This window comes from Sorangium sp. So ce1014 (assembly GCF_051521505.1).
In the GTDB taxonomy this organism is placed as follows: domain Bacteria; phylum Myxococcota_A; class Polyangia; order Polyangiales; family Polyangiaceae; genus Sorangium.
The window spans coordinates 769,632-794,794 of record NZ_CP150356.1; the positions used below are offsets into that span (position 1 = coordinate 769,632).

General features: G+C 73.3%; 24 protein-coding genes. 12 read left to right on the forward strand and 12 right to left on the reverse strand.

Translation table 11 applies throughout. The features are described from left to right. Positions 1–231 precede the first annotated feature (231 nt). Positions 232–1,566: a magnesium transporter gene (mgtE, locus tag WME75_RS02960; RefSeq protein ID WP_437486205.1), complete on the forward strand. Its 1,335-nt coding sequence runs from the start codon at positions 232–234 to the stop codon at positions 1,564–1,566. Positions 1,567–1,691: 125 nt separating this feature from the next. On the opposite strand, the gene WME75_RS02965 is transcribed toward mgtE, so the two are convergent. Continuing rightward, positions 1,692–2,297: a hypothetical protein gene (locus WME75_RS02965; RefSeq protein WP_437486207.1), complete on the reverse strand. Its 606-nt coding sequence runs from the start codon at positions 2,295–2,297 to the stop codon at positions 1,692–1,694. A gap of 275 nt (positions 2,298–2,572) precedes the next feature. Here WME75_RS02965 and WME75_RS02970 point away from each other — a divergent pair, with 275 nt between their 5' ends. From WME75_RS02970 to purU, 3 genes are all read left to right on the forward strand, one after another. Continuing rightward, a complete protein-coding gene (locus tag WME75_RS02970; RefSeq protein ID WP_437486209.1) occupies positions 2,573–2,869 on the forward strand; it encodes a hypothetical protein in 297 nt (98 codons plus the stop codon). A 122-nt stretch (positions 2,870–2,991) separates the two neighbouring features. Then, positions 2,992–3,729, forward strand: coding sequence for a histidine phosphatase family protein (locus tag WME75_RS02975; protein ID WP_437486211.1), 738 nt, complete (start codon positions 2,992–2,994; stop codon positions 3,727–3,729). A gap of 92 nt (positions 3,730–3,821) precedes the next feature. Then, positions 3,822–4,715: a formyltetrahydrofolate deformylase gene (gene purU / locus WME75_RS02980; RefSeq protein ID WP_437494733.1), complete on the forward strand. Its 894-nt coding sequence runs from the start codon at positions 3,822–3,824 to the stop codon at positions 4,713–4,715. Positions 4,716–4,774: 59 nt separating this feature from the next. Here purU and WME75_RS02985 read toward each other — a convergent pair whose 3' ends face one another. The 3 genes from WME75_RS02985 to WME75_RS02995 form a co-directional block, all read right to left on the reverse strand. After that, positions 4,775–5,344 carry a hypothetical protein gene (locus WME75_RS02985; protein WP_437486213.1) on the reverse strand — a complete coding sequence of 190 codons (570 nt, stop codon included), beginning with the start codon at positions 5,342–5,344 and terminating at the stop codon, positions 4,775–4,777. A 426-nt stretch (positions 5,345–5,770) separates the two neighbouring features. Further along, positions 5,771–6,463: a glutathione S-transferase N-terminal domain-containing protein gene (locus WME75_RS02990; RefSeq protein WP_437486215.1), complete on the reverse strand. Its 693-nt coding sequence runs from the start codon at positions 6,461–6,463 to the stop codon at positions 5,771–5,773. A 159-nt stretch (positions 6,464–6,622) separates the two neighbouring features. Then, a complete protein-coding gene (locus WME75_RS02995; protein WP_437486217.1) occupies positions 6,623–7,480 on the reverse strand; it encodes a homocysteine S-methyltransferase family protein in 858 nt (285 codons plus the stop codon). A 410-nt stretch (positions 7,481–7,890) separates the two neighbouring features. Between WME75_RS02995 and WME75_RS03000 the strand changes: the two genes are divergently transcribed. From WME75_RS03000 to WME75_RS03010, 3 genes are all read left to right on the forward strand, one after another. Continuing rightward, positions 7,891–8,508: a hypothetical protein gene (locus WME75_RS03000; RefSeq protein WP_437486219.1), complete on the forward strand. Its 618-nt coding sequence runs from the start codon at positions 7,891–7,893 to the stop codon at positions 8,506–8,508. A gap of 117 nt (positions 8,509–8,625) precedes the next feature. After that, entirely contained in the window at positions 8,626–10,161 is a 1,536-nt protein-coding gene (locus WME75_RS03005) for a S53 family peptidase (RefSeq protein WP_437486221.1), read from the forward strand. A gap of 80 nt (positions 10,162–10,241) precedes the next feature. Further along, entirely contained in the window at positions 10,242–11,186 is a 945-nt protein-coding gene (locus tag WME75_RS03010) for a hypothetical protein (protein WP_437486223.1), read from the forward strand. A 492-nt stretch (positions 11,187–11,678) separates the two neighbouring features. Here the strand turns inward: WME75_RS03010 and WME75_RS03015 are convergent, their stop codons facing one another. Genes WME75_RS03015 through WME75_RS03025 form a run of 3 tightly spaced genes read right to left on the reverse strand, consistent with a single transcriptional unit; the run spans position 11,679 to position 12,318 of the window. Beyond that, entirely contained in the window at positions 11,679–11,870 is a 192-nt protein-coding gene (locus tag WME75_RS03015) for a type II toxin-antitoxin system VapC family toxin (protein ID WP_437486225.1), read from the reverse strand. Next, positions 11,867–12,073, reverse strand: coding sequence for a hypothetical protein (locus WME75_RS03020; RefSeq protein ID WP_437486227.1), 207 nt, complete (start codon positions 12,071–12,073; stop codon positions 11,867–11,869). Before WME75_RS03020 ends, WME75_RS03015 begins: the two co-directional genes overlap by 4 nt. Then, a complete protein-coding gene (locus tag WME75_RS03025; protein ID WP_437486228.1) occupies positions 12,070–12,318 on the reverse strand; it encodes a hypothetical protein in 249 nt (82 codons plus the stop codon). The genes WME75_RS03020 and WME75_RS03025 overlap by 4 nt, the downstream gene beginning before the upstream one ends. 374 nt (positions 12,319–12,692) lie before the next feature. Here WME75_RS03025 and WME75_RS03030 point away from each other — a divergent pair, with 374 nt between their 5' ends. From WME75_RS03030 to WME75_RS03050, 5 genes are all read left to right on the forward strand, one after another. Continuing rightward, on the forward strand, positions 12,693–14,270 hold the full coding sequence (locus tag WME75_RS03030; RefSeq protein WP_437486230.1) for a L,D-transpeptidase: 1,578 nt from the start codon (positions 12,693–12,695) through the stop codon (positions 14,268–14,270). A 362-nt stretch (positions 14,271–14,632) separates the two neighbouring features. Continuing rightward, a complete protein-coding gene (locus WME75_RS03035) occupies positions 14,633–15,037 on the forward strand; it encodes a hypothetical protein (protein ID WP_437486232.1) in 405 nt (134 codons plus the stop codon). Further along, positions 15,027–16,502 (forward strand): TolC family protein, encoded by a 1,476-nt coding sequence (locus tag WME75_RS03040; RefSeq protein WP_437486234.1) that lies wholly within the window; start codon positions 15,027–15,029, stop codon positions 16,500–16,502. Before WME75_RS03035 ends, WME75_RS03040 begins: the two co-directional genes overlap by 11 nt. A gap of 1 nt (position 16,503) precedes the next feature. Continuing rightward, a complete protein-coding gene (locus WME75_RS03045) occupies positions 16,504–17,847 on the forward strand; it encodes a multicopper oxidase family protein (RefSeq protein ID WP_437486236.1) in 1,344 nt (447 codons plus the stop codon). Between the two features lie 175 nt (positions 17,848–18,022). Beyond that, positions 18,023–18,619: a DUF2914 domain-containing protein gene (locus WME75_RS03050; protein ID WP_437486237.1), complete on the forward strand. Its 597-nt coding sequence runs from the start codon at positions 18,023–18,025 to the stop codon at positions 18,617–18,619. A gap of 30 nt (positions 18,620–18,649) precedes the next feature. Here the strand turns inward: WME75_RS03050 and WME75_RS03055 are convergent, their stop codons facing one another. From WME75_RS03055 to tyrS, 5 genes are all read right to left on the reverse strand, one after another. After that, positions 18,650–19,255 carry a Uma2 family endonuclease gene (locus tag WME75_RS03055; protein WP_437486239.1) on the reverse strand — a complete coding sequence of 202 codons (606 nt, stop codon included), beginning with the start codon at positions 19,253–19,255 and terminating at the stop codon, positions 18,650–18,652. 42 nt (positions 19,256–19,297) lie between these two features. Continuing rightward, positions 19,298–20,635, reverse strand: coding sequence for a metallophosphoesterase (locus tag WME75_RS03060; protein WP_437486241.1), 1,338 nt, complete (start codon positions 20,633–20,635; stop codon positions 19,298–19,300). Positions 20,636–20,721: 86 nt separating this feature from the next. Further along, positions 20,722–22,803, reverse strand: coding sequence for an alpha/beta hydrolase (locus WME75_RS03065; RefSeq protein ID WP_437486243.1), 2,082 nt, complete (start codon positions 22,801–22,803; stop codon positions 20,722–20,724). 38 nt (positions 22,804–22,841) lie between these two features. Continuing rightward, a complete protein-coding gene (locus WME75_RS03070; RefSeq protein ID WP_437486245.1) occupies positions 22,842–23,882 on the reverse strand; it encodes a hypothetical protein in 1,041 nt (346 codons plus the stop codon). After that, positions 23,875–25,104: a tyrosine--tRNA ligase gene (gene tyrS, locus WME75_RS03075; RefSeq protein ID WP_437486247.1), complete on the reverse strand. Its 1,230-nt coding sequence runs from the start codon at positions 25,102–25,104 to the stop codon at positions 23,875–23,877. The genes WME75_RS03070 and tyrS overlap by 8 nt, the downstream gene beginning before the upstream one ends. Between the last annotated feature and the right edge of the window lie 59 nt (positions 25,105–25,163).

Genomic DNA, 25,163 nt, shown 5'->3' on the forward strand with positions numbered 1-25,163 from the left:
CAAGCGCGCGCTGCGGGCTGATCTGACCGCCCCAGGCGCAGCGCTGGCGGCCGGCGCAGGTGGGCGGCGCGCGGCGCCGCGGGCGCGCCGCTGCTTCCGGGGAGCGCGGCCGTGGCGCGCCCTTTGCTAACCGTCGGTCGAGGGCCAAGCCTGCCGCTGGGCCCCTCCGACTGAGCACCTTCTGCCGGGCGACGCCGACGGGGCGGGCCAGGCGCTCGACGAGGTGAGGCGATGATGGAACGCCCGCCCATCAAGGCGGCCGAGACGCTCACGGCCGCCGAGCTGTCCATGTCGTGGCCCGCCCTGGAGAACGAGGAGCGGGTGCAGGCCTATCGCCGCCTGCGGCGCGAGGAGGCGGAGGATTTCTTCCAGGGCCTCTCCACCGCCGACCAGGTCGCGCTCCTGGCCGCCCTCTCGAAGGGCGAGCGCAGGCTGTGGCTCCGCCTGCTCGCGCCCGACGACGTGGCGGACATCCTCCTCGAGGTGTCCCCGGCTGAGCACGAAGAGCTCCTCTCGCTGCTCGACGAGCCGACACGGCGGGAAGTGAGCGCGCTCCTCGCCTACGCGGAGGACGAGGCCGGCGGGCTCATGAGCCCGTGGTTCGCGCGCGTGCGGCCGGAGGCGACGGTCGACGAGGCGATCAACTACCTCAAGCGACAGGCCAGAGATCACCTGGAGACCGTTTACTACGGTTATGTGCTCGACGCCGAGCAGCGGCTGCGCGGCGTTGTGTCGCTGCGACAGCTCATGATCTCGCCCGGCTACCGGCGCGTCAGCGACATCATGAAGACCGACGTCGTGTCGGTCAACGAGGACGCCGACCAGGAGGCGGTCGCGCGGCGCTTCGCCGAGCACGATCTCGTGGCGATACCCGTCGTCGACGGCGAGGGCCGCATGAAGGGGATCGTCACCGCCGACGACATCGTGGACGTCGTGGAAGAGGAGGCGACCGAGGACATCCAGAAGCTCGGCGGCATGCAGGCGCTCGACGCGCCGTACCTCCGGACGCCGCTCTTCAGGATGCTCGGCAAGCGCGCGGGCTGGCTCTCCGCGCTGTTCGTGGGCGAGCTCCTCACCGCCACCGCGATGGGGCACTACGAGGACGAGATCGCCCGCGCCGTGGTGCTGGCCCTCTTCGTGCCGCTCATCATCTCGAGCGGGGGCAACTCCGGATCTCAGGCGACGACGCTGGTCATCCGGGCGATGGCGCTCGGCGAGATCCGGCTCGGCGATTTCTTCCGCGTCAGCCGCCGGGAGCTCGCTTCGGGCCTCGCGCTCGGCGGGATCCTCGGCACGATCGGCTTCGTGCGCGTCATCGCCTGGGAGCACCTCTTCGGGGCCTACGGCCGGCACTACGTGCTGCTCGGGCTGACCGTCGCGATCAGCCTGGTCGGCGTCGTGACGTGGGGCACCCTGGCGGGCGCGCTCCTGCCGTTCGTGCTCCGGGCGCTCCGCTTCGACCCGGCGAGCGCCTCGGCCCCGTTCGTCGCGACCCTCGTCGACGTCTCCGGCCTCGTGATCTACTTCAGCATGGCCGAGCTCCTGCTCCGCGGGGTCCTCCTGTGAAGCGGCCGAGCGCCCGCCGCGGCGCCGATGCGCGGCGGTGATCGCGGCGCCGCGCCGGCGCGGCCGCGCGCGCCTCTCGGCGCCCGGGGGAGGGGAGGGCGCGCTCTGCGGGGTGCGCTCGCGCGCTACGGGTTGACGCGCGACTCGAGGTAGCGGGCCGCGTAGGCGCCGATCACGCGCGCGTCCTCGCGCCAGCGGCCGCCGATCGACAGCTTGTCCGCGTCGGCGGCGCTCAGGGTCGTGTTCGGGATGGGCGACGCCGTGCGGCTCGAGAGGTGGACCTCATCGAGCACCTTGCCGTCCGGCGTCGTGAGCCGGAGCGTCATCCTGATCTGGCTCGGGGCCGAGGAGGCGACCGCGTAGAAGCCGGGGTTCATGTAGCCGATATAGGGCCTGATCACGAACTGCGCCGACGTCGTGCCGGTGGTCGGCGCGACCTCGATGCCCTCCTCCTTGGCGCGTTCGACCAGCGCCTTCGTGAACTCCTCGTTGACCGACTCCTTGTCCGCCATGTGGCGCTGGTAGTCGTCCCCGTCCTTGCTGGCGAGGTACCGGTCCTCGGGTTTGTCGATGATCAGGAGGCCCACGTAGTCGATGGGCATCAGGGCGAAATACCGCTGGCCCACGAACGGATCGGGGCTCGCCTGGGTCACGACGCGCCATCTCGGCGCGCACCCGGCGAGGGCCGCGCAGCCGAGCAGCGCGGCCGCGATGAAGCTGCGACGGTGCATAGGGGCCCGCCTTGTAGGCCATGTCCGAGCGCGCTGGCAAGCGCGGCCCCGCCCCCCGCACGCCGGCGGCGCGATCCGCGGCCGGCGCCTCCTCCGGCCCGGACGGGGCAGCTCCCTCGCTCGGGCGCGCGCGAGGCCCCGGACCGCGCGCCCATGTGCAATGGGCGGACATGACCCGAGCTGGCCTGTTGAATGCATCTCGATGCGACCGATGCGGCCGATGCAATCGCTACCTCGTACGAGGAGGCATTTTCATCGACGTTGGAGGTGAGCTCATGGTCTCGAATTTCATAGCAGGCCTCTTGGGCCTCTGGCCCCTCGTGTTATTCCCGGCGTTCGGCGTCGACCCGCCGGAGGACGCGGGCGACAGCGGCTCGCAGGAGGTCGGGGCGCCCGAGCCGGGGAGCCCCGGCGAGAGCGCTCCGCGGTACGTCTATTCGATTTCCTGCATCGAGGGCAGCACGGGAAAGAAGACCTTCGGCACGGTCGACGATTTCTGCAGCGCCCTGCGCGACGAGCAGGTCTGCTCCGAGAGCGCGGCCCTCTTCGCGCTGCTCCACGGATGTCCCTGAGCGTCCGGGCGGTCGCGGCACAAACGCTTGACATCCGAGGGGGGCCTTGCTCTTCCTAGCGGGCGCGGACCCCCCGCGCGGCCCTCCCCCCCGCCAGGTCGCGCGCCTCGGAGGCTCAGAACGTGACGAACCTCTATCTCATCCGGCACGGAGAAGCGCTCGTCAACGTGAACCATATCGTGGGCGGGATGCGCGGGGACACCGGGCTGACGTCGCTCGGGGTCCTCCAGGCGGAGCGGCTGCGCGATCGTCTGGCCGCGACGCGCGAGATCAGCGCCGATGTCGTGGTCGCGAGCTCCTATCGCCGGGCGCAGCAGACCGCCGAGATCATCGCCCCCGCCCTGGGGCTGCCCCTCACGCTCGACGACGACGTCCAGGAGCTCCGCCCCGGCGAGGCGGACGGGATGCCGGTCGGGGAGGCGATGGTGCGCTATGCGATCGATTTCGAGCGCGAGCCGTACCGCCCGGCGAGCCCCGGCGGGGAGAGCTGGGCTCAGTTCATGCTGCGGGTCTCTGTCGCCCTCGATCGCATCACCCGCGAGCACGAGGGGCGGACGATCGTCGTCGTCACGCATGGCGGCTTCATCGACGTCGCGTTCCTCCATTTCTTCAAGATGAACGCGCTCGCGTTTCCGGTGGCGCACTTCGCCACCCGCCACACCTCGCTCACCCACTGGCAGCGCCGGCGGCGCTGGGGTCGAGCCGAGGCGTGGCACCTCGTCTATTACAACGACAGCGCCCACCTGCGCGACGTCGAGCGCACCGTGCGCATCCCCTGGGCGGAGCTCTCCACGCTGGCGCCCAGGATGGCGGAGGATCCGTCTGGGCCGCCGTCCTCGGAGAGCGGCGAAGGGCGCTAGCGCTCGCCGCGCGCGCCCCCTCGACCCCTCCGCGCCCCTCGGCGCCCCCGCGCTTGCGCCGCTGCCTCGGGGCGAGCTACATGACCCGCATGATGGGTCCTGTCCACGCAACCTTCCTCATCGCCGCTCCCGACCAGCCCGGTCTCGTCGCGCGACTCGCGGGGTTCTTCTACAACATCGGCCTGAACATCATCGACGCGAGCAATCACACGGACGCGTTCATGGACGAGGGACCGCGCTTCTTCATGCGCCTCGTCGTCGATCTGTCCGGCCTCTCCTCGCCGGCGGCGGTCACCGCCCTGGGCGGCTCGGCCACCCGCAGCGCGATCGAGGCCGCCTTTCGCGAGCTCGCCACGGCGCTCTCGGCGCGCTGGTCGGTCGATTACACAGACCACATCCCCAAGATGGCGGTCCTGGTGACCAAGGACCCTGCGTGTCTCTACGATCTCGTGCTCCGGCAGCGCGCGGGCGAGCTCCGCTGCGAGATCCCGCTCGTCATCTCCAATCACCCCACGCTCGAGGCGGTGGCAGAGAGCTTCAGGATCCCTTTCTTCTGCCTCCCGATCACGCAGGAGACCAAGCGCGAGCAGGAGCGCCAGGTGCTGCACCTGCTGAAGAGGCACCATGTCGACATTGTCGTGCTCGCGCGGTACATGCAGATCCTGTCCGAGCAGATGCTCGATGAAGGGCCGCCCGTCATCAACATCCACCACGGGTTCTTGCCCGCGTTCCAGGGCGCGAAGCCCTATCATCAGGCGTACGCGCGCGGCGTGAAGCTCATCGGCGCGACGGCGCACTACGCCACCCGCGACCTGGACCAGGGGCCGATCATCGAGCAGGACGTCGCGCGCGTGAATCACCAGCTGGGCCCGGAGGAGATGACGCGGGTGGGGCGCGACGTGGAGCGACTCGTCCTCTCTCGCGCCGTCCGGGCGCACCTGGAGCGGCGGGTCATCGTCGAGGGCCGCCGGACCGTCGTCTTCTGACCGCCGAGGCGCGGTCGATCATGGCCCTCGTGAGCGGGCGGAGAGCTCGCGCGGGGAGGTCAGGGATTGCGCTGCTGGCCAGACCAGGTGCTCTGGCCCGTGGCGCCGGGCCCGTAGCCCGATTGCTGGCCGACGCCCGACGGGCCATAAGCGCCCGATTGACCGACGGCCGACTGGCCGAGGGCGGCGCTCTGGCCGATGGCCGACTGGCCATACCCGGCCTGGCCCTGCAGCGCCTGGCCGGATTGCTGGCCGCCGTAGCCGAACCCAGCCTTGGACGGGATCTGGCCCTTGCCGGGGCTCACGCCCTTGCCCGGCCCGAAACCGCCCTTGCCGGGGCTCACGCCCTTGCTCGGCCCGAAACCGCCCTTGCCGGGGAACATCACGCCCTGGCTCGGGACGAGTCCAACCTGGCTGGGGCCGAGCTCGGACTTGCCAGGCACGAGCTGGGCCGTGCCCATCCCCACGTATCCGCCCCTCGCCCCCTCGAGCGCCTGATCGGCCGACGCGATCGACGCGTCATCGAGCTCGATCGACTCGAGATCGGCCTCGTCCGTGCTCGCCGCGCAACCGGCGGACAGAGCTGCGAAAAGAATTGCAGGCACCAGCATCTTGCTATGCATTGACATGGTCGGTTCCCCCCGATGTCCGCGAGGGCCCAGCAGGCCCAGACATCTCGGCTCACCGCAGAGCAGAGTGTGTGCCTGGCAGACGTGTGCAGACGTTTCCGCTCCCGGCATGCTTGACGTTCGCGCCGCGGCGGATGCAGCGCGCTCGAGCGATGGGCGCCAGGTCCAACCAGGGCGCACCGGGGACCGGAGGCGCCGGGCGAAGCCTCGCCCGCAGGGCGCGCCGGCGCGGCGATCCCCCCTGCGCGGGACACGCCGCGTCGAACCGCGTGTGCATTGCCGGGTCGCCGGAACGGGACGGTTCGTCCGAAGCCGACCCATCCGCCCCGGTCGCAGCCCTGTCAGCGAAGCGCCGCGCGCCCACGACGCACGAGCGCGCCGCCGCGGGGCGCCGAGGCGCGCCTCATGCGCCCCCGGACGGACGGTTCACGCCTGGGGCTTCTTCCCGAACAGCCAGCGCTTCGCCTCCTCGTCGACCGGCTGGCTCTGGTTCCGCAGCTCGCTGCCGGCCGCGAGCCCCCGCTCGACGGCAGGCCGCGCGCGCACCGCGTCGAGCCACCGCTTCAAATTCGCGAGCTCGTCGGCCGAGAGCCCGAATCGGTCGAACAGAATCGCCCAGGGGAAGCTCGCGATGTCAGCGATCGAGTACTCGCCCGCCAGGTAGGGCCGGTCCGCGAGCCGCTTGTCCATCACGCCGTAGAGCCGGCGAACCTCGTTCGTGTAGCGCTCGATCGCATACGGGATCTTCTCCGGAGCGTACTGACCGAAGTGCCCCGCCTGGCCGCTCATCGGGCCGAGGCCGCCCATCTGCCACATGAGCCACTGGGTCACCTCGTAGCGGCCGCGCAGGTCCGAGGGCATGAGCTGGCCAGTCTTCTCCGCGAGATAGAGCAGGATCGCGCCCGACTCGAACACGGAGATCGGCGCCCCGCCGCCCGGCGGATCGTGATCGACGATCGCGGGCATCCGGTTGTTGGGGCTGATCGCGAGGAACTCCGGCTTGAACTGCTCGCCTCGCCCGATGTTGACCGGGATGAGCTTGTACGGGAGGCCCGTCTCCTCGAGCATTATGCTGATCTTCCAGCCGTTCGGGGTGGGCCAGTAATAGAGATCGATCATCGTGCGCTCCGTCTCCGTGGTGTGTCGCCGATCGCGACAGCGTGCTGTCTCGGGATCTGGATCGTCTGCAGGGCGCCGCGTCGCAGCGCGTCGGCGTCACCCTGCGCCTCGGGCATCGGTGGCACGTCGACCCCGGGGGAGCAACCGGGGATCGGCGCCTCAGCGCGGCGACCCCGCCGGGCGGCGCGTCGCTCCGTCGACGAGCGCGCGCAGCGCCGCGACGTGCGCGGGCCCGGTCCCGCAGCACCCGCCCACGATCGTGGCGCCCGCCTCGATCCAGCCGCGCGCGAGCTCCGCGTAGCGCGCGGCCGCCGAGCGGTCCTGCCCCTCGCGCCAGCCGAGCCCCTCGGTCGCCGCGCCGGCGTTCGCGTAGGCCCCGAACGGGACGCCGCACGCCGCGAGCCGCTCGACGTGCGCGAGGGTGCGGGTCGCGGGGGTGCAGTTGACCAGCACGGCCCGCGCGCCGCGGGCGGCCGCCTCCCGCGCGGCGACGCCGATGTCCTCGGGCGACAGGAGATCCGCGTCCGGACCCGCCGTGAACGACACCCACGCTTCGATGCCCGTGGCGACCGCCTCCTCGAGCGCCACGAGCGCCTCGCCGACGTGCGGGAACGTCTCGCAGAGGAGGAGGTCGACGCCCGCCGCCGCGAGCGCCTCGGCGAGCTCGCGGTGCTCCTGCCGCGCGCCGGCCGGGCTGAGGTCCGGCCGGTAGCAGTCCTCGAGCGGCGCGATGCTCCCGGCGACCCGGTGCCGCGGGTCCACGTCGCGCACGGCCTCGCGCGCGAGCGAGACCGCCCGCGCCAGGAGCTCGGCCCACGCGGCGCCCGCCTGCCTCCGCTTCGTGCGGAACGTGTTCGCCGTGTGCACCGTGGCCCCCGCGCGGGCGTAGTCCCGGTGGATCGCGCGCACGACGTCGCAGCCGCGCGCGTCGAGCAGGGCCGCGGCGCTCCAGAGCGGCGCCGGCGTCTCGACCCCCCTCGCGGCGAGCTCGGTCCCGAGCGGGCCGTCAAGCACCACGAGTGCGGCCTCAGCCGTTGTGACGACTGGCCTGAACGGCTCTCCGGACCCGTCCACCATGTAGGCTCCGGTATGTCCGCGACCGGCGTTCAAGGCAACCCCCGATTCCTGCCGTGGACCCGCTGTACTGTTGCAGGTATGCGGGACCCGCACAGCGCACCGTCCCGACCACTATGCCGCAGGAAGAACGATGGAATTCTCTTTCACCCCGGGAATTTACTTGCCAGGTATGGGGGGGCTGCGGCACCGTTTGAAATGAAATCATCTTCCCCTCATTCCACTCAACTCGCGGGAGTCGTGGGGTCCAACAAGCAGCCATCGCTCGAAGGACCGACAGGGGTGGAGCTCCCTCTGGCCAGCCCGAGGCCAGGTGACCTCCGTCAGTGAGCCAAACGAAAGGAATGCCCATCATGATTCGTCAGCCCATCCGTTCTTCCAAGTCGCTCGTTCTCAGTGTTGCGCTCGGCGTCATCGCGGCGGCCGGTCTCACCGGATGCATCGCGTCGGACGAGCCGATCGTCGATGACGCGGTAGAGCACGAGCGGATCACGCAGGCCGAGCTGTCCGCCCTCCCGGCGGGGGAGTTCCTGCGCCTCGACATGGACCCGAAGACGGTCTACGCCCTCGACTACTCGGCGTCGCCGATCGACTACGCGCGCATCAAGCTCTCCGCCAGCGACGGCAAGGAGATCCTGCTCGCGGAGCAGATGGCCGCGGTGCAGAACGCCGACTACGGCGATTACCCGCCGCCCGTCCTGACGGAGGCTTCGGATCAGAGGTTCAGCATCTCGTCGGACGCGGCCTCCTTCGGCAAGCTGTCGGACACCGAGCTCAACCAGCTGAAGACCGACGGGTTCTTCTACTCGGAGAAGCCCGTGACGTCCCCGAACGCGGGCCCGCAGAGCACCGACCCCGAGTGCATCCACGCGTACTGCGAGGTCTGTGTCGACAACAGCACCGGCGGGTGGCCCGAGACCTGGCTGCCCGGGTCGTACACCTGCTACCTCATCGAGCACGTGTGGTGCTGAGCCTCGCCTGACGATCTCCACCCCCTCGCCGGCGAGGCCTCGTTGATGCGTCCGCTCTCGGTTTGGTGCGTTGCGTCGCTCGCCCTCGCGGCCGCGGGGTGCGGAGATGATGGACCGGTGCTCCCGAGCGGCCTCCCGCGGCCGCTCGCGGGGGTCTACCTCGACTTCGGCCCGGCGCCGGAGGAGGAGCGCTTCCGCGCGCTGATCGGGTTCCCGACCCGGGACGTCTCCGGGCTCGAGAGCGCGATCGAGGACATGTACGATCCCGGGAAGCCGGAGACGTTCCGGAAGTACATGTCGGTCGACACCTGGATGGAGCGTTACGCCCCGCTCGAGAGCGATATCGCGGCCGTCGAGGCCTGGCTCACCCAGCACAAGATGGAGATCCGGCGCCGGTCGAAGAACCGGCTCCTGCTCGAGTTCGCGGGCACGGTCGAGCAGTTCAACACCGCCTTCGACACCGAGCTCCGCGACTTCGAGCGCGAGAACCCCTCGAAGGGCGGCAATCCGCTCCGCACGTTCGGCGCGCTGGAGCCGCTCAGGCCGCCGCAGAACATCATCGACCTCACGTCGGGCGTCATCGCGGTCGACGTCCCGGCGGACACCGAGCCGCTGCCCGGCGAGGGGGGCTCGATCGAGACCGAGCTCCCGGCGGAGCTGGCGCAGGGGCTCGCGCCGGCGCAGATCGCGCGCGCCTACGCGGTCGACACGCTCCACGACGGCGGCCACCGCGGGCAGGGCGTGAAGCTCGGCGTCGTGGTCGGGGCGACGTTCAAGACCAGGGATCTCCAGTCGTTCTGGCGATCGTTCGGCGTGATGCCGCGCGACAACCCGAAGGAAGTGCTCACGGCGGATCCGATCTCGACCCGCTACATCGAGACGACGCTGGACATGCAGTGGTCGGGCGTGATGGCGCCCGACGCGGAGCTCATCGCGTACCAGGGGCCGGACGCGCGCACCCTCTCCATCCTCTATGCGTGGAACGAGGCGATCGCGGCCGGCGAGGTGTCGGTGCTCTCGACGTCGTTCGCGCACCGCGAGGAGACGGAGGCGCAGCCGATCCGGGAGCAGTACCACGAGGCGTCGCGGATGGGCGCGGCGCTCGGGATGACGATCGTCGTCGCGAGCGGCGACTCGAGCCGGCCGGACGTGCCGTCGTCGAGCCCGTACGTGACGTGCGTCGGCGGGACGATGCTCGAGCTCGGCGACGACGGCGAGGTCGCGCGCGAGGTGGCGTGGAGCGGCTCGGGGTCGGGGCGCTCGCGCGCCTTCAAGACCCCGTGGTGGCAGGAGGGTGTCGTCCTGGACGCGCAGGGTCAGCGCGCCGTCTCCGACGTCGCGCTGAACGCCTCGGGGGACTCCAGGTACTGGCTCTACTACCTGGGCGAGTGGGAGCGGCGCAGCGGCACGTCGTTCGCCGCCCCTGTGTTCGCCGGGCTGATCGCGTCGGTGAACAGCCAGAGGCTCGCGCAGGGCAAGCCCGTCGTGGGCTGGCTGAACCGGACGCTCTACACCGACGCGAAGGTGCAGGCGACCTTCCGCGACATCACGGGGGGCAAGACCCCCGAGGGGTTCAGCGCGGGGCCCGGCTGGGACTATCCGACCGGCTGGGGCGCTCCGCTCGCGGACAAGCTCGCCGAGGCGCTGCCGTAGGCCGCCTCCTCCCCGCGAGCAGGCACCGGCCAGCTCGCAGTCCGTCGTGTCCGGGGCGCCGATGCGTCATCCTGGGCCGGATGACGCTCCCCGCCTCCATGCTCTCCCGCCCGCTCGCATGCCTCGCGCTCCTCGCGGCGGCGACCCTCGGCTGCGACCGCACGGGCCGCGCCGCGGGGCCGGCGCCGGCCCCGCCCAGCGCCGCGCAGGCCCCGGCGTCCGAGGGCGCGGAGCAGGCCGCGGACGGCGGGGCGACGCCGGCGGCGCAGGCCGCGGAAGGCGGGGCGACGCCGGCGGCGCACGCCGCGGGCGGCGCGGCTCCTGCTGCGGGGATCGCGCCGCTGCGCGCGGACGCGCCGTTCGTGGAGCTCTCGGTCGACGGGTTCCCGAGCGCTGTGGTGTCGGTGCCGATCGGCGCCACGGCGCGGCGCCCGGTGCTCATCGCCTCGCACGGCAACTACGACCGGCCCGAGTGGCAGTGCCAGGTGTGGCGCGACATCGCGGGAGGCGACGCCTTCATCCTGTGCCCGCGCGGCGTCGCGCGGTCCGACTCGCCGTCGGCGAGCGACGTCCGCTTCACGTACGAGAGCAACGCCCGCCTGGAGCAGGAGATCGACGCGGGGCTCGCGGCGCTCCGGGCGCGCTTTCCCGAGCACGTGGACGCCGGCGCGGTGCTCTACACCGGCTTCTCGCTGGGCGCGATCATGGGCTCCGCGATCGCCGCGCGCCGGGCGGCGCTCTTCCCGCGCCTCGTGCTGGTCGAGGGCGGACACGACAAGTGGACCCAGGCGACGGCCCGGGCGTTCGCGGACGGCGGCGGGCAGCGCGTCCTCTTCGTCTGCGCGCAGGCCGGGTGCGGCGCCGCGGCGAAGGCGGCGGCCGCGCGCCTCGAGAAGGCGGGCGTGCTCACGCGCGTGGTGCGGGGCAAGGAGGCCGGCCACCGGTACGACGGGCCGGTCGCCGAGGAGACCCGGCGCGCGCTCGGCTGGGCGCTCGATGGCGACGCGCGGTGGAACTCGCGCTGAGCGAGCGAAGGCGAGCGGAGCAAGCGTTCCTGGACGACGGCTCCCGGTTCCTGGACGGCGGCTCCCGGTTCCTGGACGGCGGCTCCCGGTTCCTGGACGGCGGCTCCCGGTTCCTGGACGGCGGCTCCCGGTTCCTGGACGACGGCTCCCGGTTCCTGGACGGCGGCTCCCGGTTCCTGGACGGCGGCTCCCGGTTCCTGGACGCCAGGCCTCCCGTGGGGCCGGGCGATTCGGCTCCAACGCGGGCTCCGGAGCGTGATCCAGCGTCCGCCGCGCGTACGTCCGCATGGCTCCACGCGTCGGCCTCGGTCGCGGCGTCCGCCTGCCACGTCGGCAGGAGCCGCCGCATCGCTCGCGCGCAGCAGCCCCGGCTGTACCAGCGCGGCCGGCGCCGCGAGCCGCAGCAGCCGTTCAGCCCGCTCCTCCTAGAACCGCGGCTCTCGCGAGCAGATCGGACCGACCGAGCACACTCCTATCGAAGCACGATGTCCCCTAGGACGTCACAACGCGTATAGAAACGTGCCCCTCGATGGCGGCGAGGCGCCGGTCGTTCGTCCAGAGCTCGTCACAGCCGTTCACGATGGCGGCTGCAGCGTGAAGGGCATCAGGTGTCTTCAGCCCGTAGCGAGCACGCAGCTCGGCCGCATGGTCGAAGACTGCGGCGCTCAGCGGAAGCACCGTCATACGGAGAACACCTGGTCGAAGTTGGCCAGCACATCGGCCTGAGCGCGCCGCAAGGGCCCCACGCGCGATTCGAGGCGGACGAGATCGGAGATGCAGTAGAGCGCGGATCCCATGGATCTCATCGCGCGCGCCACCGGCTCGTAAAACGGATCCGGCATCTCCACCCAGTAGATGACAATGCAGCTATCGAGGTAGATCTTCACGGGCCATCGCCCCAGCTATCACGTTCGGCTTGCAGCTCGCGATCGATCTCCTCCTTCGAGCGCGTCGGCCGGTGACGGGCCCGGAGCTCCCCGAGAACGCGCAGCAACGCGTCCGCATTGGAAGGCTCTGCCGCCGGCGTGGAGCTCACGAGGACGATGAGCTCTGCAGGGCCCACCGGCAGCTCCTCCGGCAACCTCACGAGCCGGTCCTCGGGAATGGAGATGTTGAGCTTGTACGCGTGCATCGATCCCAGGCTACTCGCGGCCGTCGTCTTCGCCAACCCGTACTCGAAGGGTGCAGCCACCATGACCATGAACGGAGTCCTGGCAGACCCCGCCCCGGGCGGCCTCGCGCACGGGCGGAGTCTGCCGATGGAGGAGGCCGGCCACGAGCCGCATGAGCGCAGAACCTCCGAGCGCGCCGCTCACCGGACAGGCTCCGGGGGATGCTTGCGCAGCGCGAACTTGGCGATGCGCTCCAGCAGCGCGACCTGCCCAGCCTCGTCCTCCTTGCGCTGCTCGGTCCGCTCGGATCACGCGCAGCTCGGCGGCGCGCCGCGCGCGTGTCGGCGCCCTCTGGCCGGCGGGCGGCCTCTGAGCTAGACGAGGCCCGTCGTCGATGATGGCTTGCTCTTTTCCGGAAGTGCGCGCGTGGCGTCGCGGTGGTCCGGGTCGGTCCCTCCGCGCCGCGGCGCTCGCGGCGTCCGCGCTCGCGGCGGCCTGCGGCCCGGGGGAGGAGCCGCCGGGGAGGTCGGCGGCCGCGCAGCCGGCTGCCATCGAGCAGCCGCCGGCCGGCGCGGGGCCGGGCGAGGTGCGCGCCGCGCTCGACGCGGGCGCCGGCGGCGAGGGCGAGCCCGCGGCGACCCGGGAGGCGTTGCGGCCCGGGCGCGGCGACAGGCTCGCGAGCATCGCGATGCGCACGTTCGTGTACGCCGCGCCCGAGCGCCGCGCCGCCAAGCTGGGCTACCTGCGGGCCGGCGCGGTCGTCGAGCGCGCCGCGGCGCCGTCGGGCGACGCGGGGTGCCCCGGCGGGTGGTACGCCGTGCACCCCCGCGGCTTCGTGTGCGTCGGCAAAGGCGCCTCGCTCGATCTGGACAACGAGATCGTCGCCGCCACGCCGGCCGGACCGCGCCGGGGGCAGCCGTATCCCTACCGCTACGTCGTCTCGCGGAAGCCGCCGCCGCACCTCTATGTCCACCTGCCGAGCGAGGCGGAGCAGCGGCGCGTCGAGGGGCGCTCGCGCAGCCAGGGCACGCCGGCGTGGTCCCGCCGCGACGAGGCGCTCCTCGGCGAGCCGGAGCCGCTCACGCCCTTCTTCGCGACCCGCCGCGACCTGCCGAAGCCGTTCGGCGCCGCCGAGAAGCTCCGCTTCCCCGCGCACCGCGGGCGCGCGCGGGCCGACTCGGCCTTCGGCCTGATCTCGACGTTCGACTGGACCGGGCGGCGCTTCGGTCTGACGACCGAGCTCGATCTCATCCCGGTCGACCGCACCTCGGCCGTCGTCCCCACGGCGATGCGCGGCGTGGAGGTGAAGACCGAGGGGACCCCCGCGTTCGTCATGCACCACGGGGTCCGCACGCTGAAGCCGGACGCCTCGGGCGAGCTCAGGCCGGACGGGTGGGCGCCGTACCGCTCGGGCTGGGTGCTCACCGGCAAGACGGCCGCCGGCGGCGCCTATGCCGAGACCGACGCGGGCGCGTGGATCGCCGCGTCCGCGCTGCGGGTCGCGCGGCTGGGCCGCGACTTCTGGGGGCACGCGAAGCGCGGCCGGAGGTGGATCGACATCTCGATCGAGCTCCAGACGCTTGTCGCCTACGAGGGCGAGCGCCCCGTCTTCGCGACCCTCGTCTCGACGGGCAAGGGCGAGCTCGGCGATCCGGCGACCACGAGCGCCACCGTGCAAGGCACGTTCTTCATCCGCGAGAAGCACGTGACCGCGACGATGGACGGCGACGATCTCAGCGAGACGTCCGTCGACCTGCGCGACGTGCCCTACGTCCAGTACTTCCACAACAGCTATGCGCTGCACGGCGTCTACTGGCACGACGCGTTCGGCAAGGTGCGGAGCAGCGGCTGCGTGAACCTCGCGCCCACCGACGCCGCGTGGCTGTTCGAGTGGACCCATCCCCCCGTCCCCGAGGGCTGGCACGCCGCGTTCAACGACAAGGGCGGGACGCTCGTGTACATCCACGCTTGACCAGCCCGCTTGCTCACGAAGGCGCGCTCGCCAGCGCACCTCGAGGCGGCAGCGCCAGGCGGCGACCGACTCCGCGGTGGCCGGCAAGCCGACCGGCGAGCTGATCCAATCCTTTCGCGGGGCGGCGCGCGAGGTCGTGTAATACCGCCGGACCGCGCGCGTCGGCCATGCGCAACCCGGAACGGAAGGCGTCCGAGGGGCGTCACGCGCCTCTCCGTCGTCATCTGGTCCATTGGCCGCCTCGCTCGTTGCCCCCTCGCTGCTCGCCTCGTCGAGCTCGAACGCGGCATGAACCTGCTGCGGGGCGCGATCGTCGTCGAACCCCGCAAGTGATCGCACTCGCCCCTGCTGGAGCGGCTTCCATGAAACCACCTCACCTCGCCGGACCGAACGCCCTGCTGATGCTCGTCGCTGCGCTCGCCGGCTGCGCGCCGCGCAGCCTTCCCGCGAGCTTCCCCGCGTCGTCTGCCGCCTCGCCGCAAGCCGGGGAGGCTCCCTCGCCGCGGATCGGCGTCGCCCTCTCGGAGGACCCACCTCTGCCCGGAGAGCCCACCGCAGGCTGGGTCGGGCTCGATCCGGCGCCGGCGCCTGGCGGCGGCGCCGATCCTCACAAGCATCACCACCATCACCACGGCCACGCGCCGGCCCAGACGCCGCCGAGCGGTCCGGCGCCGGTCCAGACGCCGCCGAGCGGCGCCGCGCCGGCCCAGCCGCCGCCGAGCGGCGACGCACCGCCCAGGCCCAAGGAGCCTGCCCATGCGCACTGAACCCCGTCGAACGCGCGCGCTCGCCGCGCGCTTCACGCCGCTCGCGGCGGGCCTCGCGCTCCTCTCCGCGGCCGGCTGCGCCGCCCCCTCGTCGACCGCCGACATCGCGCGGATCCGCGAGCTCTCCGGCGTGGAGCTCCCGACGGGCGCGACATCGGATGCGGTCGACCCGGAGCCGGCCGCCGACGCGCGCGCCCTCGGCCAGGTGCCGCGACGGCCGCTCACCGCGGACGCCGCGGTGCGCCTCGCGCTGGCCAACAACCGCGCGCTGCGCGCCGCGCTCAGGGAGGTCGGCGTCGCCCGGGGCCACCTCGAGCAGGCGGGCGCGCTGCCGAACCCGGAGATCGAGGTCGAGGTGACGCCGCGGCAGGAGGGGCTCGATCACACGCGCGTCGAGCTCGCGGTCGAGATCGACCTGACCTCGGCGCTCCTGTCGCCGCTCCGCGCGCGGGCGGCGCGCTCGGACCACGAGGCGGCGCGCTACCGCGCGGCCGGCGCCGTCGTCGAGCTCGGCTACCAGGTGCGCGCCGCGTTCCACGCCGCGCAGGCGGCCGAGCAGCGCCTCGGCCTCGCGAACCGCGCGCTCGACGCGTTCGCCGCCGCCCGCGACGCCGCGCGCGCCCTCTTCGCGGCGGGCAACGTCCCGGAGCTCGACGTGGCGACCCAGGAGGCCGGCTACGAGGAGGCGCGCATCACGGCCGCGCAGCTCGAGCTGGAGCTGCTCACGCGCCGCGAGCGGCTCCACCGGCTGCTCGGCCTCTCCGGCGCGGCGACCACCTGGACGATGGCCGGCGCGATCCCGCAGGCGCCCGAGGCGCTCGCGACGCCGCCGCGCGCCGAGACGCAGGCCTTGCGGGCGAGCCTCGAGCTCGCAGAGCTGCGCAGCCGGATCGAGGCGGCGGCCGGCCGGGCCGGCGCCTTGCGCGCCGAGGGCTGGGTGCCGGACATGTCGGTCGGCGTGCACGGCGAGCGGGAGCTCGGTGCGCGCGGCGAGGTGGACGACAGCCCGTGGGTCCTCGGCGCCGGGCTCCGCCTCTCGCTCCCGGTCTTCGATCGGCGGAGCGGCGCCCAGGCCGCGCAGACGGCGGAGTTCGACAGCCTGCTCGAGCGCTACCACGGCCGCGCCGTCGACGTCCGCTCGGCGGTCCGCGAGGCGCGCAACCGGCTCCTGTCCACGCACGCGCGGGCGCGGCATTACGAGCGCGTCCTCCTGCCCGCGCGCAGGCGGGTCGTGGAGCAGACGTTGCTGCAGTACAACGCGATGCAGGTCGGCGTCTTCCAGCTGCTCTCGGCGCGCCGCGCGCAGCTCGACGCCGAGCTCGCGGCGGTCGAGGCGCTGCGCGAGCACTGGACGGCGAAGGCTGCGTTCGATGCGCTCCTGGCGGGGCGCCGCGTCGAGGCGGCGGGGGCGGAGGCGCCCGCCGCGATGCCGGGAGCCACGGGCTCCGGCGAAGGAGGGCACTGACATGGACCGACGTTCTTTCATTCACGCAGGCGGCCTGGCCGCCGGCGCCGCCTTGCTCACGCGGGGGCTCGCGCACGCGCAAGAGCGCCCGGACGCGCCGCCCGGCGCGGGCGCCGCGACGCCGCCGCCTCGCCGGGTCGCGGCGCCCGGGGGGCAGCCCGCCGTGGTGACGCCGAACGGCAGCACGCTCCCGCTGCGCGTGGTGGACGGCGTGAAGGTCGGCCACCTCGTCGCGGGTCCCCTCGAGCACGAGTTCGCCCCCGGCCTGAAGAGCGAGGTGTGGGGCTACAACGGCAGCACGCCGGGCCCGACCCTCGAGGCGGTCGAGGGCGATCGCCTGCGCATCTACGTGACGAACGCGCTGCCCGAGGCCACCACGGTCCACTGGCACGGGCTCGTGCTGCCGAATGGCATGGATGGAGTCGCCGGGCTCAACCAGCGCCCGATCCCGCCCGGCGAGACGTATGTTTACGAGTTCGTCGTGCGGTATCCGGGGACGTACATGTATCACTCGCATTTCGACGAGATGACCCAGATCGCGCTGGGCGCGGTGGGGATGTTCGTCGTGCACCCGAAGAGGCCCCGCGGCCCGCGCGTGGACAGGGATTTCGTGCTGATGGCGCACGAGTGGAAGATCAACGCGGGGGCGCGCCGGCCCGACCCGAACGCGATGAGCGACTTCAACGTCCTCACGTTCAATGGCAAGGCGTTCCCCGCGACGGCGCCGCTCCTCGTCGGCCGCGGCGAGCGCGTGCGCATCCGCCTCGGCAACCTCGGCCCGATGGATCACCACCCGATCCACCTGCACGGCCTGTCGTTCCAGGTCACGGCGACCGACGGCGGGTATGTCCCCGAGTCCGCCCAGTACCCGGAGACCACGGTCCTCGTCGCGGTCGGCAGCACGCGGGTCATCGAGTTCGTCCCCGAGGAGCCGGGCGACTGGGCAGTGCACTGCCACATGACCCATCACACGATGATGCAGATGGGCCACGGCCTGCCGAACATGGTCGGCGCCGACACCGGCGCGCTCGATCGCCGGATGAGCCGCGTGATGCCCGACTACATGACGATGGGGACCACGGGGATGGGCGGTATGGGCGAGATGCCCATGCCGGTGCCGGCGAACAGCCTGCCGATGCGCGGCGGGGCCGGGCCGTTCTCGTACATCGACATGGGCGGGATGTTCACGATCCTCAAGGTCCGCGACGCGCCGGACAGGGCGGACCCTTCCGGCTGGTACGCGCACCCGGCCGGCACCGTGGCGGGGCCGGCGACCGCCGAGCGGATGCGCGCGGACGGGATCGACCCGGCTCCGGGGACGCACAAGCGCAGCGGCGGCTCATAGCGGGTCATCGCGCCGGCGGCGCGGGCCTGGCCGTCGCGCCGGGCACACAGGGCGCGGCCCTGCGACCACAGGCGCGCGAAGAATCCTCAATGATTTCGCTGGTCCAGAAGCGGTCCGCGCCTTGCTGACTCCAGCGGTGAGACGGGGACGCCCCGGAACACGGAGGAGTGCTTCGATGACGACGACGATGGCTCGACGGTGGATGTTTCTGGCGCTCTGCGCGGCTTCGCTCGCTGGCTGCGGTGAGCGCCACGACGCGCGGCCTCCGGCGGCGGCCGCCGCCGCGAGCCCCGCGGCGACGCAGTGCCCCGAGCCGGCGGTCGCCGTGGCGGCGCCGCCCGCGAGCCCGCCGGCTGCGGCGGTGACGGCGCCGGACGCGAGCGTCGCGGTGGGCAAGGCGGGCAAGGCGGGCAGCGAGAAGGGGAGGGGCGCGGCGGAGCTGAAGGTGAAGCGGCTGGTGCTCGCGGAGGGCGTGAAGGACCGCGAGCCGGTGGCGCCGGGGACGATGTTCCGCGCGCCGGAGACGGAGCGGCTCTATGCGTTCCTGGAGATCGAGAATCCGGGCGACGTGGAGGGCGAGGTGACGGTGGCGTTCGTGCCGCCGGGCGGCGGGGCGCCGGTCGGGAACGTGACGCTCGGGGTCGGGCCGTCGCCGCGGTGGCGGACGTGGGCCTTCACGCGCGGGGCGCGCACGGTGGGGGAGTGGACGGCGATCGTGCGGTCGGAGACGGGCGAGGAGCTCGCGCGCGCGCCGTTCGAGGTGACGCTGTAGCCGGGGCGGCCCAGGCGTGCTCTTCGCGCGTCAGGGCGCGGCCGGCGGCGCCTCGCCCGTCGCGCCCTGTTCGAAGACGTCCTGGTACACCCGGTCGACGTCGAGCGTGCAGCCGAGCGACGAGAGCTCGGCGCGCTCGCCCGGCCCGTGGATCCGGAGCAGCCAGCTCCCGTCCTCCTGCCGCGTGAACACCTCGATCCGCGGCGCCTTCTGCGATGCGAGCACGTACTCCTCGAGCGACGGCAGGCTCCGGTACTGGGCGAATTTGTCCCCGCGATCGTAGGCCTCGCTCGAGTCGGAGAGCACCTCCACGACGACGCGCGGGTTCAGGAGCGTGTCGCGCTTGTCGTCTTCGAACTCGGGGCGCGAGCAGACGACGGCGCCGTCGGGGTACACGTAGCGGCGCGCGGCGGCGATCTGGATGCGCATGTCCGAGGTGAGCACCCGGCACCCTCGACCCCGGAGCGCGCTCCGCAGCTCACCGAGGACGTTCGCGGCGACGGCGCTGTGCTCCAGCGTGCCGCCCGCCATGGCGAAGATCTCGCCGTCCGCATACTCGTGGCGAAGCGGCGACGAGCGCTCGAGCGCCAGGTAGTCCTGCGGCGAGAGACCGGTGCGCGCCGCGGCTCGTGCCATGGTCCACAGTTTCGCCCAGGAGACGGAGCGCGTCCACGCGCGTCAGGCGGACACGAGCTCGACGAGCGTGATCTCCGGCGGGCAGTTGATGCGGACCGGCAGCCAGCCGCCGGCGCCGGCGTTGACGTGGAGGCGCCGGCCGCGGTGCTCGTAGAGCCCGTTGTGATAGAGCCCGGCGGGCAGCATCGGCGTGAGGGCGTAATCGCCGATCCGGCCCAGCGAGATCTGCCCGCCGTGCGTGTGGCCGGAGAGCATCAGATCGAAGGGCAGCTCGCGCGCGGCGCGGAAGGTGCCCGGGTGGTGGCTGAGCAGGACGCGCGGCGCGCCGTCGTCCCGCATCTGTCCGAGCGCGCGGGCCAGCCCGTCGGCCGTCGGGCGCCGGGCGGGCTCTCCCGGGCGCGCGCGGCTGGGATAGTCGATGGCGCTCATCCACAGGCGATCGCCGCCGAGGCGGACCTCCCGCGCCTCGTCGACGAGCACCTGGGCGCCCGCTTCCTCGAGGCCCTTGACGATCGTCGGGATGCTGGCCGACCGCGCGGCGATGTACTCGTGGTTGCCCATGCAGAAGAAGAGCTGTCCCCGGGCGGGGCGCAGGCCCCGGAGCAGCCGCGCGGACAGCTCGAGCTGAGAGACGTGGTGATCGAGCAGGTCGCCGGTGATCACGTGGATGTCGGCACGGAGGGCGTTCATGGCGTCGCGGAGCTCGTCGAGGCGTTCCGCGTCCATGAAGCTGCCGACGTGCACATCGCTGAGCTGCGCGAGGGTGACGCCGTGCAGGCTCGTCAGCTCGCGCCGCACGGGCAGCGCGACCCTCACCACGACCGGACGCTGCCGCGAGGCGAGCACGCCGCCCATCGACACAGCGATCGCCGCTGCGGGCAGCGCCCAGGTCGCGCCCACGAGGAGCCGGCGGCGGGGCTCGTCGATGGTCTCCGGCTCGGTCTTGACGTCCTCTGGAGCGCTGGCGGGCTGGGCGGCTGAGCCGGCCTGAGCGCCTGCACCCGATCGCGCGTTCGCGTCGGCCTCGGCGACCGTGACAGCCCGGGCGCTCGGCGCGGGCCGGCCCCGGCGAAGCGCCCCGAAGGCCACGCGCACAATCGCGGCGATCCCGAGGAGCAGGCCGTAGAGGAGCAGGGCCACCTGAGCGCCCAGGGCGATCAGCGACACCGGCTCGGGAAGGTGGCGCTGGAGCGCTCGCAGCCCCGACCAGCTCGCCACGGCCATGAGCACCGCCGGGTGCGTGAGCAGCAGCAGACCCGCGGCGCACAGCCCGTTGATCAGCGCGCCGTGCCGCGGGAACGCGGCGCGGAGCCGCCGCCAGACGATCAGGCCGAGGAGCGCGTTGACGAGCGTGACGACGAGGCCGCCGAGCTGGAACACGCGATCGAAAGTAGCATCGCGCCGCTCGTTCGTCCGGCCGCCGGCGCCGGACGGCCGCGCGCCGCGTCGGCGCCGCGCGGCCAGCGCTAGAGTCCAGCGCCGCCGCCAGGCATCTCCGCGCTCACCGGGATCTCCCTCGCTTCGAGCCCCTCGAGCGACTCCTTGCCCGAGAGCGCGCCGAGGCACCTGCGCGCGTCCCGGAGGTAGCCGTTGAAGAACGCGGCGACGTAGCCCATCGCGATGGCCTGCTGCTCGCGGCGCGAGAGCTCGGCAGGGCCGTCGACCGGCTCGGCGAGGCCGAGCGACGTCGTGTAGCCGAAGTGGTTCGCGCCGGGCAGGGTCACGAGGTGCTTCGGCGCGCGCGCGCGGTCGTAGAGCGTCGCCGGGACGGAGGCGACGATCGGGTCCGCGGTGCCGTGAAGGAGGAGCACCGGTCGAGGCGCGAGCCCGTCGATGGGCGGGGCTCGATCGAGCTCGCCCGCCGGCGCGAGGAGCGCGAGGGCGCGGACCTGGAACGGGCAAGCGGCGTCGAGCGCCAGCGCGAGGGCGGCCTGCGCGCCGAGCCCGTGGCCGAGCAGGCCGACACGATCGAAGTCGGCGAGGAGCGGGCCCCGCGAGCCGGCCCTGAGATGCGAGAGCGCGTCCCGGAGGACCGCGGCGCGGCGCAGCGGCGCGTCGTCCGGGGTGAGCCACGAGAGATCGGGCGCGATGACGGCGAAGCCCCAGCGCGCGAGGTGCGCCATGACACCGGCGAGCTGGCGGTAGTCCTGCTCGATACCGGCAGGCGACCCCGAGGTGACCGCGCTCGTGGGGAGGCGGCGCTCGTGGGCGATCGCGATGACCGGGAACGGGCCTCCCGGCGAGAGCGGCGCCTCCTCGCCGTCCGCCGACGCGGGGTAGTAGAGCAGCGCGGCGCCCCGCGCGGGACAGCGGTAGATGGCGCCCTGGAACGGCCAGGTGTCGGGGTAGCTGGCGTCCGCCGACAGCGAGAGCTCGTCGATGCGCCGGAACCCAGCCCGGTGCGGTCCTGCGCGGAGCTGCGGCGCAGCGCCGGTGGGGCGCGGCGCAGGCGGCGTCGTGGGCTCGGGCGGCCGCGGCGTCGTGGATGCAGGCGGCGCCGTGGATGCAGGCGGCGCCGTGGATGCAGGCGGCGCCGTGGATGCTGGCGGCGTCGTGGATGCAGGCGGCTGCGGCGTCGCCGGCGAGGGAGCCTCCGCCGGGGAAGGGGACCCGCCGCGGGGCACCTCCCGCTGCGACAAGTGCTCGCCGTCGCGCACCAGGTGGACGATCCGCCCTTCGGCGCGCACGGCGAGCTCGATCCGCCCGAGCGGACGGCTCTCGATGACGGATACCGCCTCACACCGGCCCAGATCGGTGGCGAACACCGCCGGCCCGCGGAAGCGCGCGCCGCGGCCTCCGTCGCCGCGACACCACCGCGCGAGCCCCACGCCCGCGAGCGGCGAGAACAGCTCGAGCGTGCCCTCTCCGCCGGACGTGCCCCGGAAGAGCGCCGGCGTCCCCCGGATCCCGGAGACCACCTCCTCCGGGCCCTGCCACGCAGCGCCGGCCCCGGGAGAGCGCCGGAACATCAGCAGCCGATCCCCGATGCGCGCGACCACCTCGATGTCGCCCGGCACCCCGGGCGCGCCGGCTCCGCGCTGGATCATCGCGACCGCATCGAACCGCCCGAGCTCCGCGCCGAAGATCGCCGGGCCGCGCCAGCCGAGCTCCGCGGTGTCGTTGTCGCGGTGGTAGTGCGCGATCCCGCCGCTCGCGTGCGGCACCACGAGCTCGAAGTTGCCCCTGCCCCCGAAGCCGCCCTGGATCAGGGCGGGGTCGCCGGCCGCGCCCTCCGCGAAGAAGCGCGGCTCGCTCCACGACGGCTCGCTCCGCGGCGGCTCGCGCGCGCACCAGAGCGCGGCCAGCCGATCCCCGGCGCGCACCACCGCCTCGAGGTGGCCCGGATCGCCGAAGTTGCTCTGGATGAGCGCCACCGCGCCGACCGGGCCGAGATCTCCGGCGAACGTCGCCGCGTGGCGCCACGGCCCGGCGGCCTCCTCGCGGCGGTGGTGCTCGACGCCGAACGGCGCCCCGGCGGCGGGCAGGACGAGCTCGAGCGTGCCGCGCGAGGCGCATTGCAGGAAGAAGCCGCTGGTCGTGGTGGGCATGGCGCTGAGGAGATTTTACCGGCGAGGCGCCGCCGCGCCTACCGCAGCATCTCGTCGACCCGCTCCCCGGTCGCCGCGGCGAGCCCCCGGGCGAGCGCGCGCGGGTTCAGCTCGACCGCGAGGGCCACCGCGTCCGGCGCGTGCGTGGCGAGCGGCGGCTCCACCGGGGCGTCGAGCCCGAGCAGGTGGCCGAACGAGCCGTGCGCCAGCTCGTCCCACGCCGCGAGCAGCTCCTCCGAGGCCGCCGCTCCGCTCGTCGAGAAATCGCCCGCCACCGCGAGCGCGAGCGCGATCCCCTCGCGCGCGCTCGGCCGCGCGGCCGCGCCCACGGCCGTCGCCGCCGCGAGCAGGCCGCGCGCGCCGCGGGCGAGCTCCCCGTCGAACGGCCCCGGCGCGAACGCGCGCGCGGGCGCCGGGCCGAAGCGGGCCGCCAGCGCGCGCAGCGGCCCGTCCGAGAGCGCCGTCGGCGAGCGCTTGAGGCGGCCGAGCGCGTACAGCGACGCGACCCGCGCCGGCCCGCGCTGCGGGCTGCCGCCCTCCTGCACACAGACCACGTCCTCGCCGAGGAGCGCCAGCGCGTGCGGCGCCGTCCCGAGGTCGCCCATCACGCGCACGACGTCCGCCCGATCGAGCGCGCGCCGCTCCTTGCCCGTGAGCCGCCGCCGGAAGCGGCGCTCGATCGTCCGCGGATCGCCGCTGTGACGCGCCACGTAGAGCCTGGCCTCGCCCGCCGCCCCCGCGTACGACGCGATCGCGGCCTCGCGCACCTGCCGCAGGTCGACGCCGGTCGCGCGGGCGTGCCGGGCCAGGTTCTCCTCCGGCGCCACGAGCGCGATCGAGGGGATGAGCCACGGCACCGCCGCGAGCTCGCGGGGCCGGACGAGGATCAACCACCGGAGCCCCGCCTGCGGCAGGAGCCGCGCGAGGTCCGCCGTGCCGAGCGGCGTCAGCGGCGGGCTCGTCCGGGCGGGCGGCCGCGGCGCGCCGCCGCACGACGGCAGCGCGAGGCCGAGGACGCAGCCCAGGACGCCGCCGAGCGCGCCGCGACGGTGGAGCCCCCGCCCGGGCGCGTCAGCCAACGACGAGGTAGGCGAAGCGGCGGTTCTTCGAGCCGACGCGGACCAGGTATCGCTTCCCACGCTCGAGCTTGAGCTGCTCGTCCTTCACCACCTCGCCGTCGAGGTGCACCGCGCCGCCCTTCACGAGGCGCCGCGCCGCGGAGGTCGACTCGGCGAGCCCCGCCAGCGCGAGCGCGTTGCCGATGGGGATCGTGTCGCGGTCGCTCGCCACGTGGAGCTCCTCGACGACCTCGGGCAGGCCGCCGGCCGCGACGCTGCGGCGCCGCTCCAGGGCCGCGCGCGCGTCCTCGGCCGAGTGGAAGCGGGTGACGACCTCCTGCGCGAAGAGCTCCTTCACCTCGATGACGCTCTGCTCGCCGCGCCGCACCGCGTCCCGCAGGCGGGCGACCTCCTCGGGCGGGCGCGACGACAGGAGCTCCATGTACCGCCAGAGGACCCCGTCATCGACGAGCAGCAGCTTCTGCAGCATGTCGAACGGCGGCTCGGTGATGCCGACGTAGTTGTCGGCGCTCTTCGACATCTTGGCGCCGACGACCTTGCCGTCCTCCACGCGCGCGTTCGTGCCCTCGAGGAGCGGCATCGTCATCACCATCTGGGCGCGCTTGCCGTAGCGGGGCATCAGATCGCGCGCCACGAGCAGGTTGAAGAGCTGATCGGTGCCGCCGAGCTCGATGTCGGCCTCGAGCTCGACCGAGTCGTAGGCCTGGAGGAGCGGGTACATGAACTCGTGCACGTAGATGGGCCGCGCCTCCTCGTAGCGCTTCCTGAAGTCGTCGCGCTCGAGCATGCGGGCCACGGTGTACTTCGCGCAGAGCTCGATCATCTGCGTCGGATCGAGCTTGTTCAGCCACTCGGAGTTGTAGCGGACCTCGGTCTTGTCCCGGTCGAGGACCTTGAACGCCTGCGCCTGGTAGGTCTCGGCCGCGGCGACGACCTCCTCGCGCGAGAGCCGCGGGCGCAGCTCGTTCTTGCCGGTCGGATCGCCGACCATCGCCGTGAAGTCGCCGACCACGAAGATGACCGTGTGCCCGAAGTCCTGGAACTCCCGCATCTTCTGCATGACCACCGTGTGGCCGAGGTGGAGGTCGGGGCGGGTCGGGTCGAAGCCGGCCTTGACGCGCAGCGGCTTGCCCTCGCGGAGCCGCGCTTCGAGCTCGGCGCGGACGTGGAGGTCGACGGCACCCTTGCAGAGGATCTCGAGCTGACGTTCGGCGGGGACCATGGGGCCCCGCTTCTACCGCGCAGCGGAACGGCCCGCCAGGGGGGCGAGCGCGCGCCGGA

What these genes read in the sequence shown, in the direction of transcription:
- mgtE (WP_437486205.1), top strand. Translation starts at nt 232, where the DNA reads ATGATGGAACGCCCGCCCATCAAGGCGGCCGAGACGCTCACGGCCGCC.
- WME75_RS02965 (WP_437486207.1), bottom strand. Translation starts at nt 2,297, where the DNA reads ATGCACCGTCGCAGCTTCATCGCGGCCGCGCTGCTCGGCTGCGCGGCC.
- WME75_RS02970 (WP_437486209.1), top strand. Translation starts at nt 2,573, where the DNA reads ATGGTCTCGAATTTCATAGCAGGCCTCTTGGGCCTCTGGCCCCTCGTG.
- purU (WP_437494733.1), top strand. Translation starts at nt 3,822, where the DNA reads ATGGGTCCTGTCCACGCAACCTTCCTCATCGCCGCTCCCGACCAGCCC.
- WME75_RS02985 (WP_437486213.1), bottom strand. Translation starts at nt 5,344, where the DNA reads ATGTCAATGCATAGCAAGATGCTGGTGCCTGCAATTCTTTTCGCAGCT.
- WME75_RS02990 (WP_437486215.1), bottom strand. Translation starts at nt 6,463, where the DNA reads ATGATCGATCTCTATTACTGGCCCACCCCGAACGGCTGGAAGATCAGC.
- WME75_RS03000 (WP_437486219.1), top strand. Translation starts at nt 7,891, where the DNA reads ATGATTCGTCAGCCCATCCGTTCTTCCAAGTCGCTCGTTCTCAGTGTT.
- WME75_RS03010 (WP_437486223.1), top strand. Translation starts at nt 10,242, where the DNA reads ATGACGCTCCCCGCCTCCATGCTCTCCCGCCCGCTCGCATGCCTCGCG.
- WME75_RS03015 (WP_437486225.1), bottom strand. Translation starts at nt 11,870, where the DNA reads ATGACGGTGCTTCCGCTGAGCGCCGCAGTCTTCGACCATGCGGCCGAG.
- WME75_RS03025 (WP_437486228.1), bottom strand. Translation starts at nt 12,318, where the DNA reads ATGCACGCGTACAAGCTCAACATCTCCATTCCCGAGGACCGGCTCGTG.
- WME75_RS03030 (WP_437486230.1), top strand. Translation starts at nt 12,693, where the DNA reads ATGATGGCTTGCTCTTTTCCGGAAGTGCGCGCGTGGCGTCGCGGTGGT.
- WME75_RS03035 (WP_437486232.1), top strand. Translation starts at nt 14,633, where the DNA reads ATGAAACCACCTCACCTCGCCGGACCGAACGCCCTGCTGATGCTCGTC.
- WME75_RS03040 (WP_437486234.1), top strand. Translation starts at nt 15,027, where the DNA reads ATGCGCACTGAACCCCGTCGAACGCGCGCGCTCGCCGCGCGCTTCACG.
- WME75_RS03045 (WP_437486236.1), top strand. Translation starts at nt 16,504, where the DNA reads ATGGACCGACGTTCTTTCATTCACGCAGGCGGCCTGGCCGCCGGCGCC.
- WME75_RS03050 (WP_437486237.1), top strand. Translation starts at nt 18,023, where the DNA reads ATGACGACGACGATGGCTCGACGGTGGATGTTTCTGGCGCTCTGCGCG.
- WME75_RS03055 (WP_437486239.1), bottom strand. Translation starts at nt 19,255, where the DNA reads ATGGCACGAGCCGCGGCGCGCACCGGTCTCTCGCCGCAGGACTACCTG.
- WME75_RS03065 (WP_437486243.1), bottom strand. Translation starts at nt 22,803, where the DNA reads ATGCCCACCACGACCAGCGGCTTCTTCCTGCAATGCGCCTCGCGCGGC.
- tyrS (WP_437486247.1), bottom strand. Translation starts at nt 25,104, where the DNA reads ATGGTCCCCGCCGAACGTCAGCTCGAGATCCTCTGCAAGGGTGCCGTC.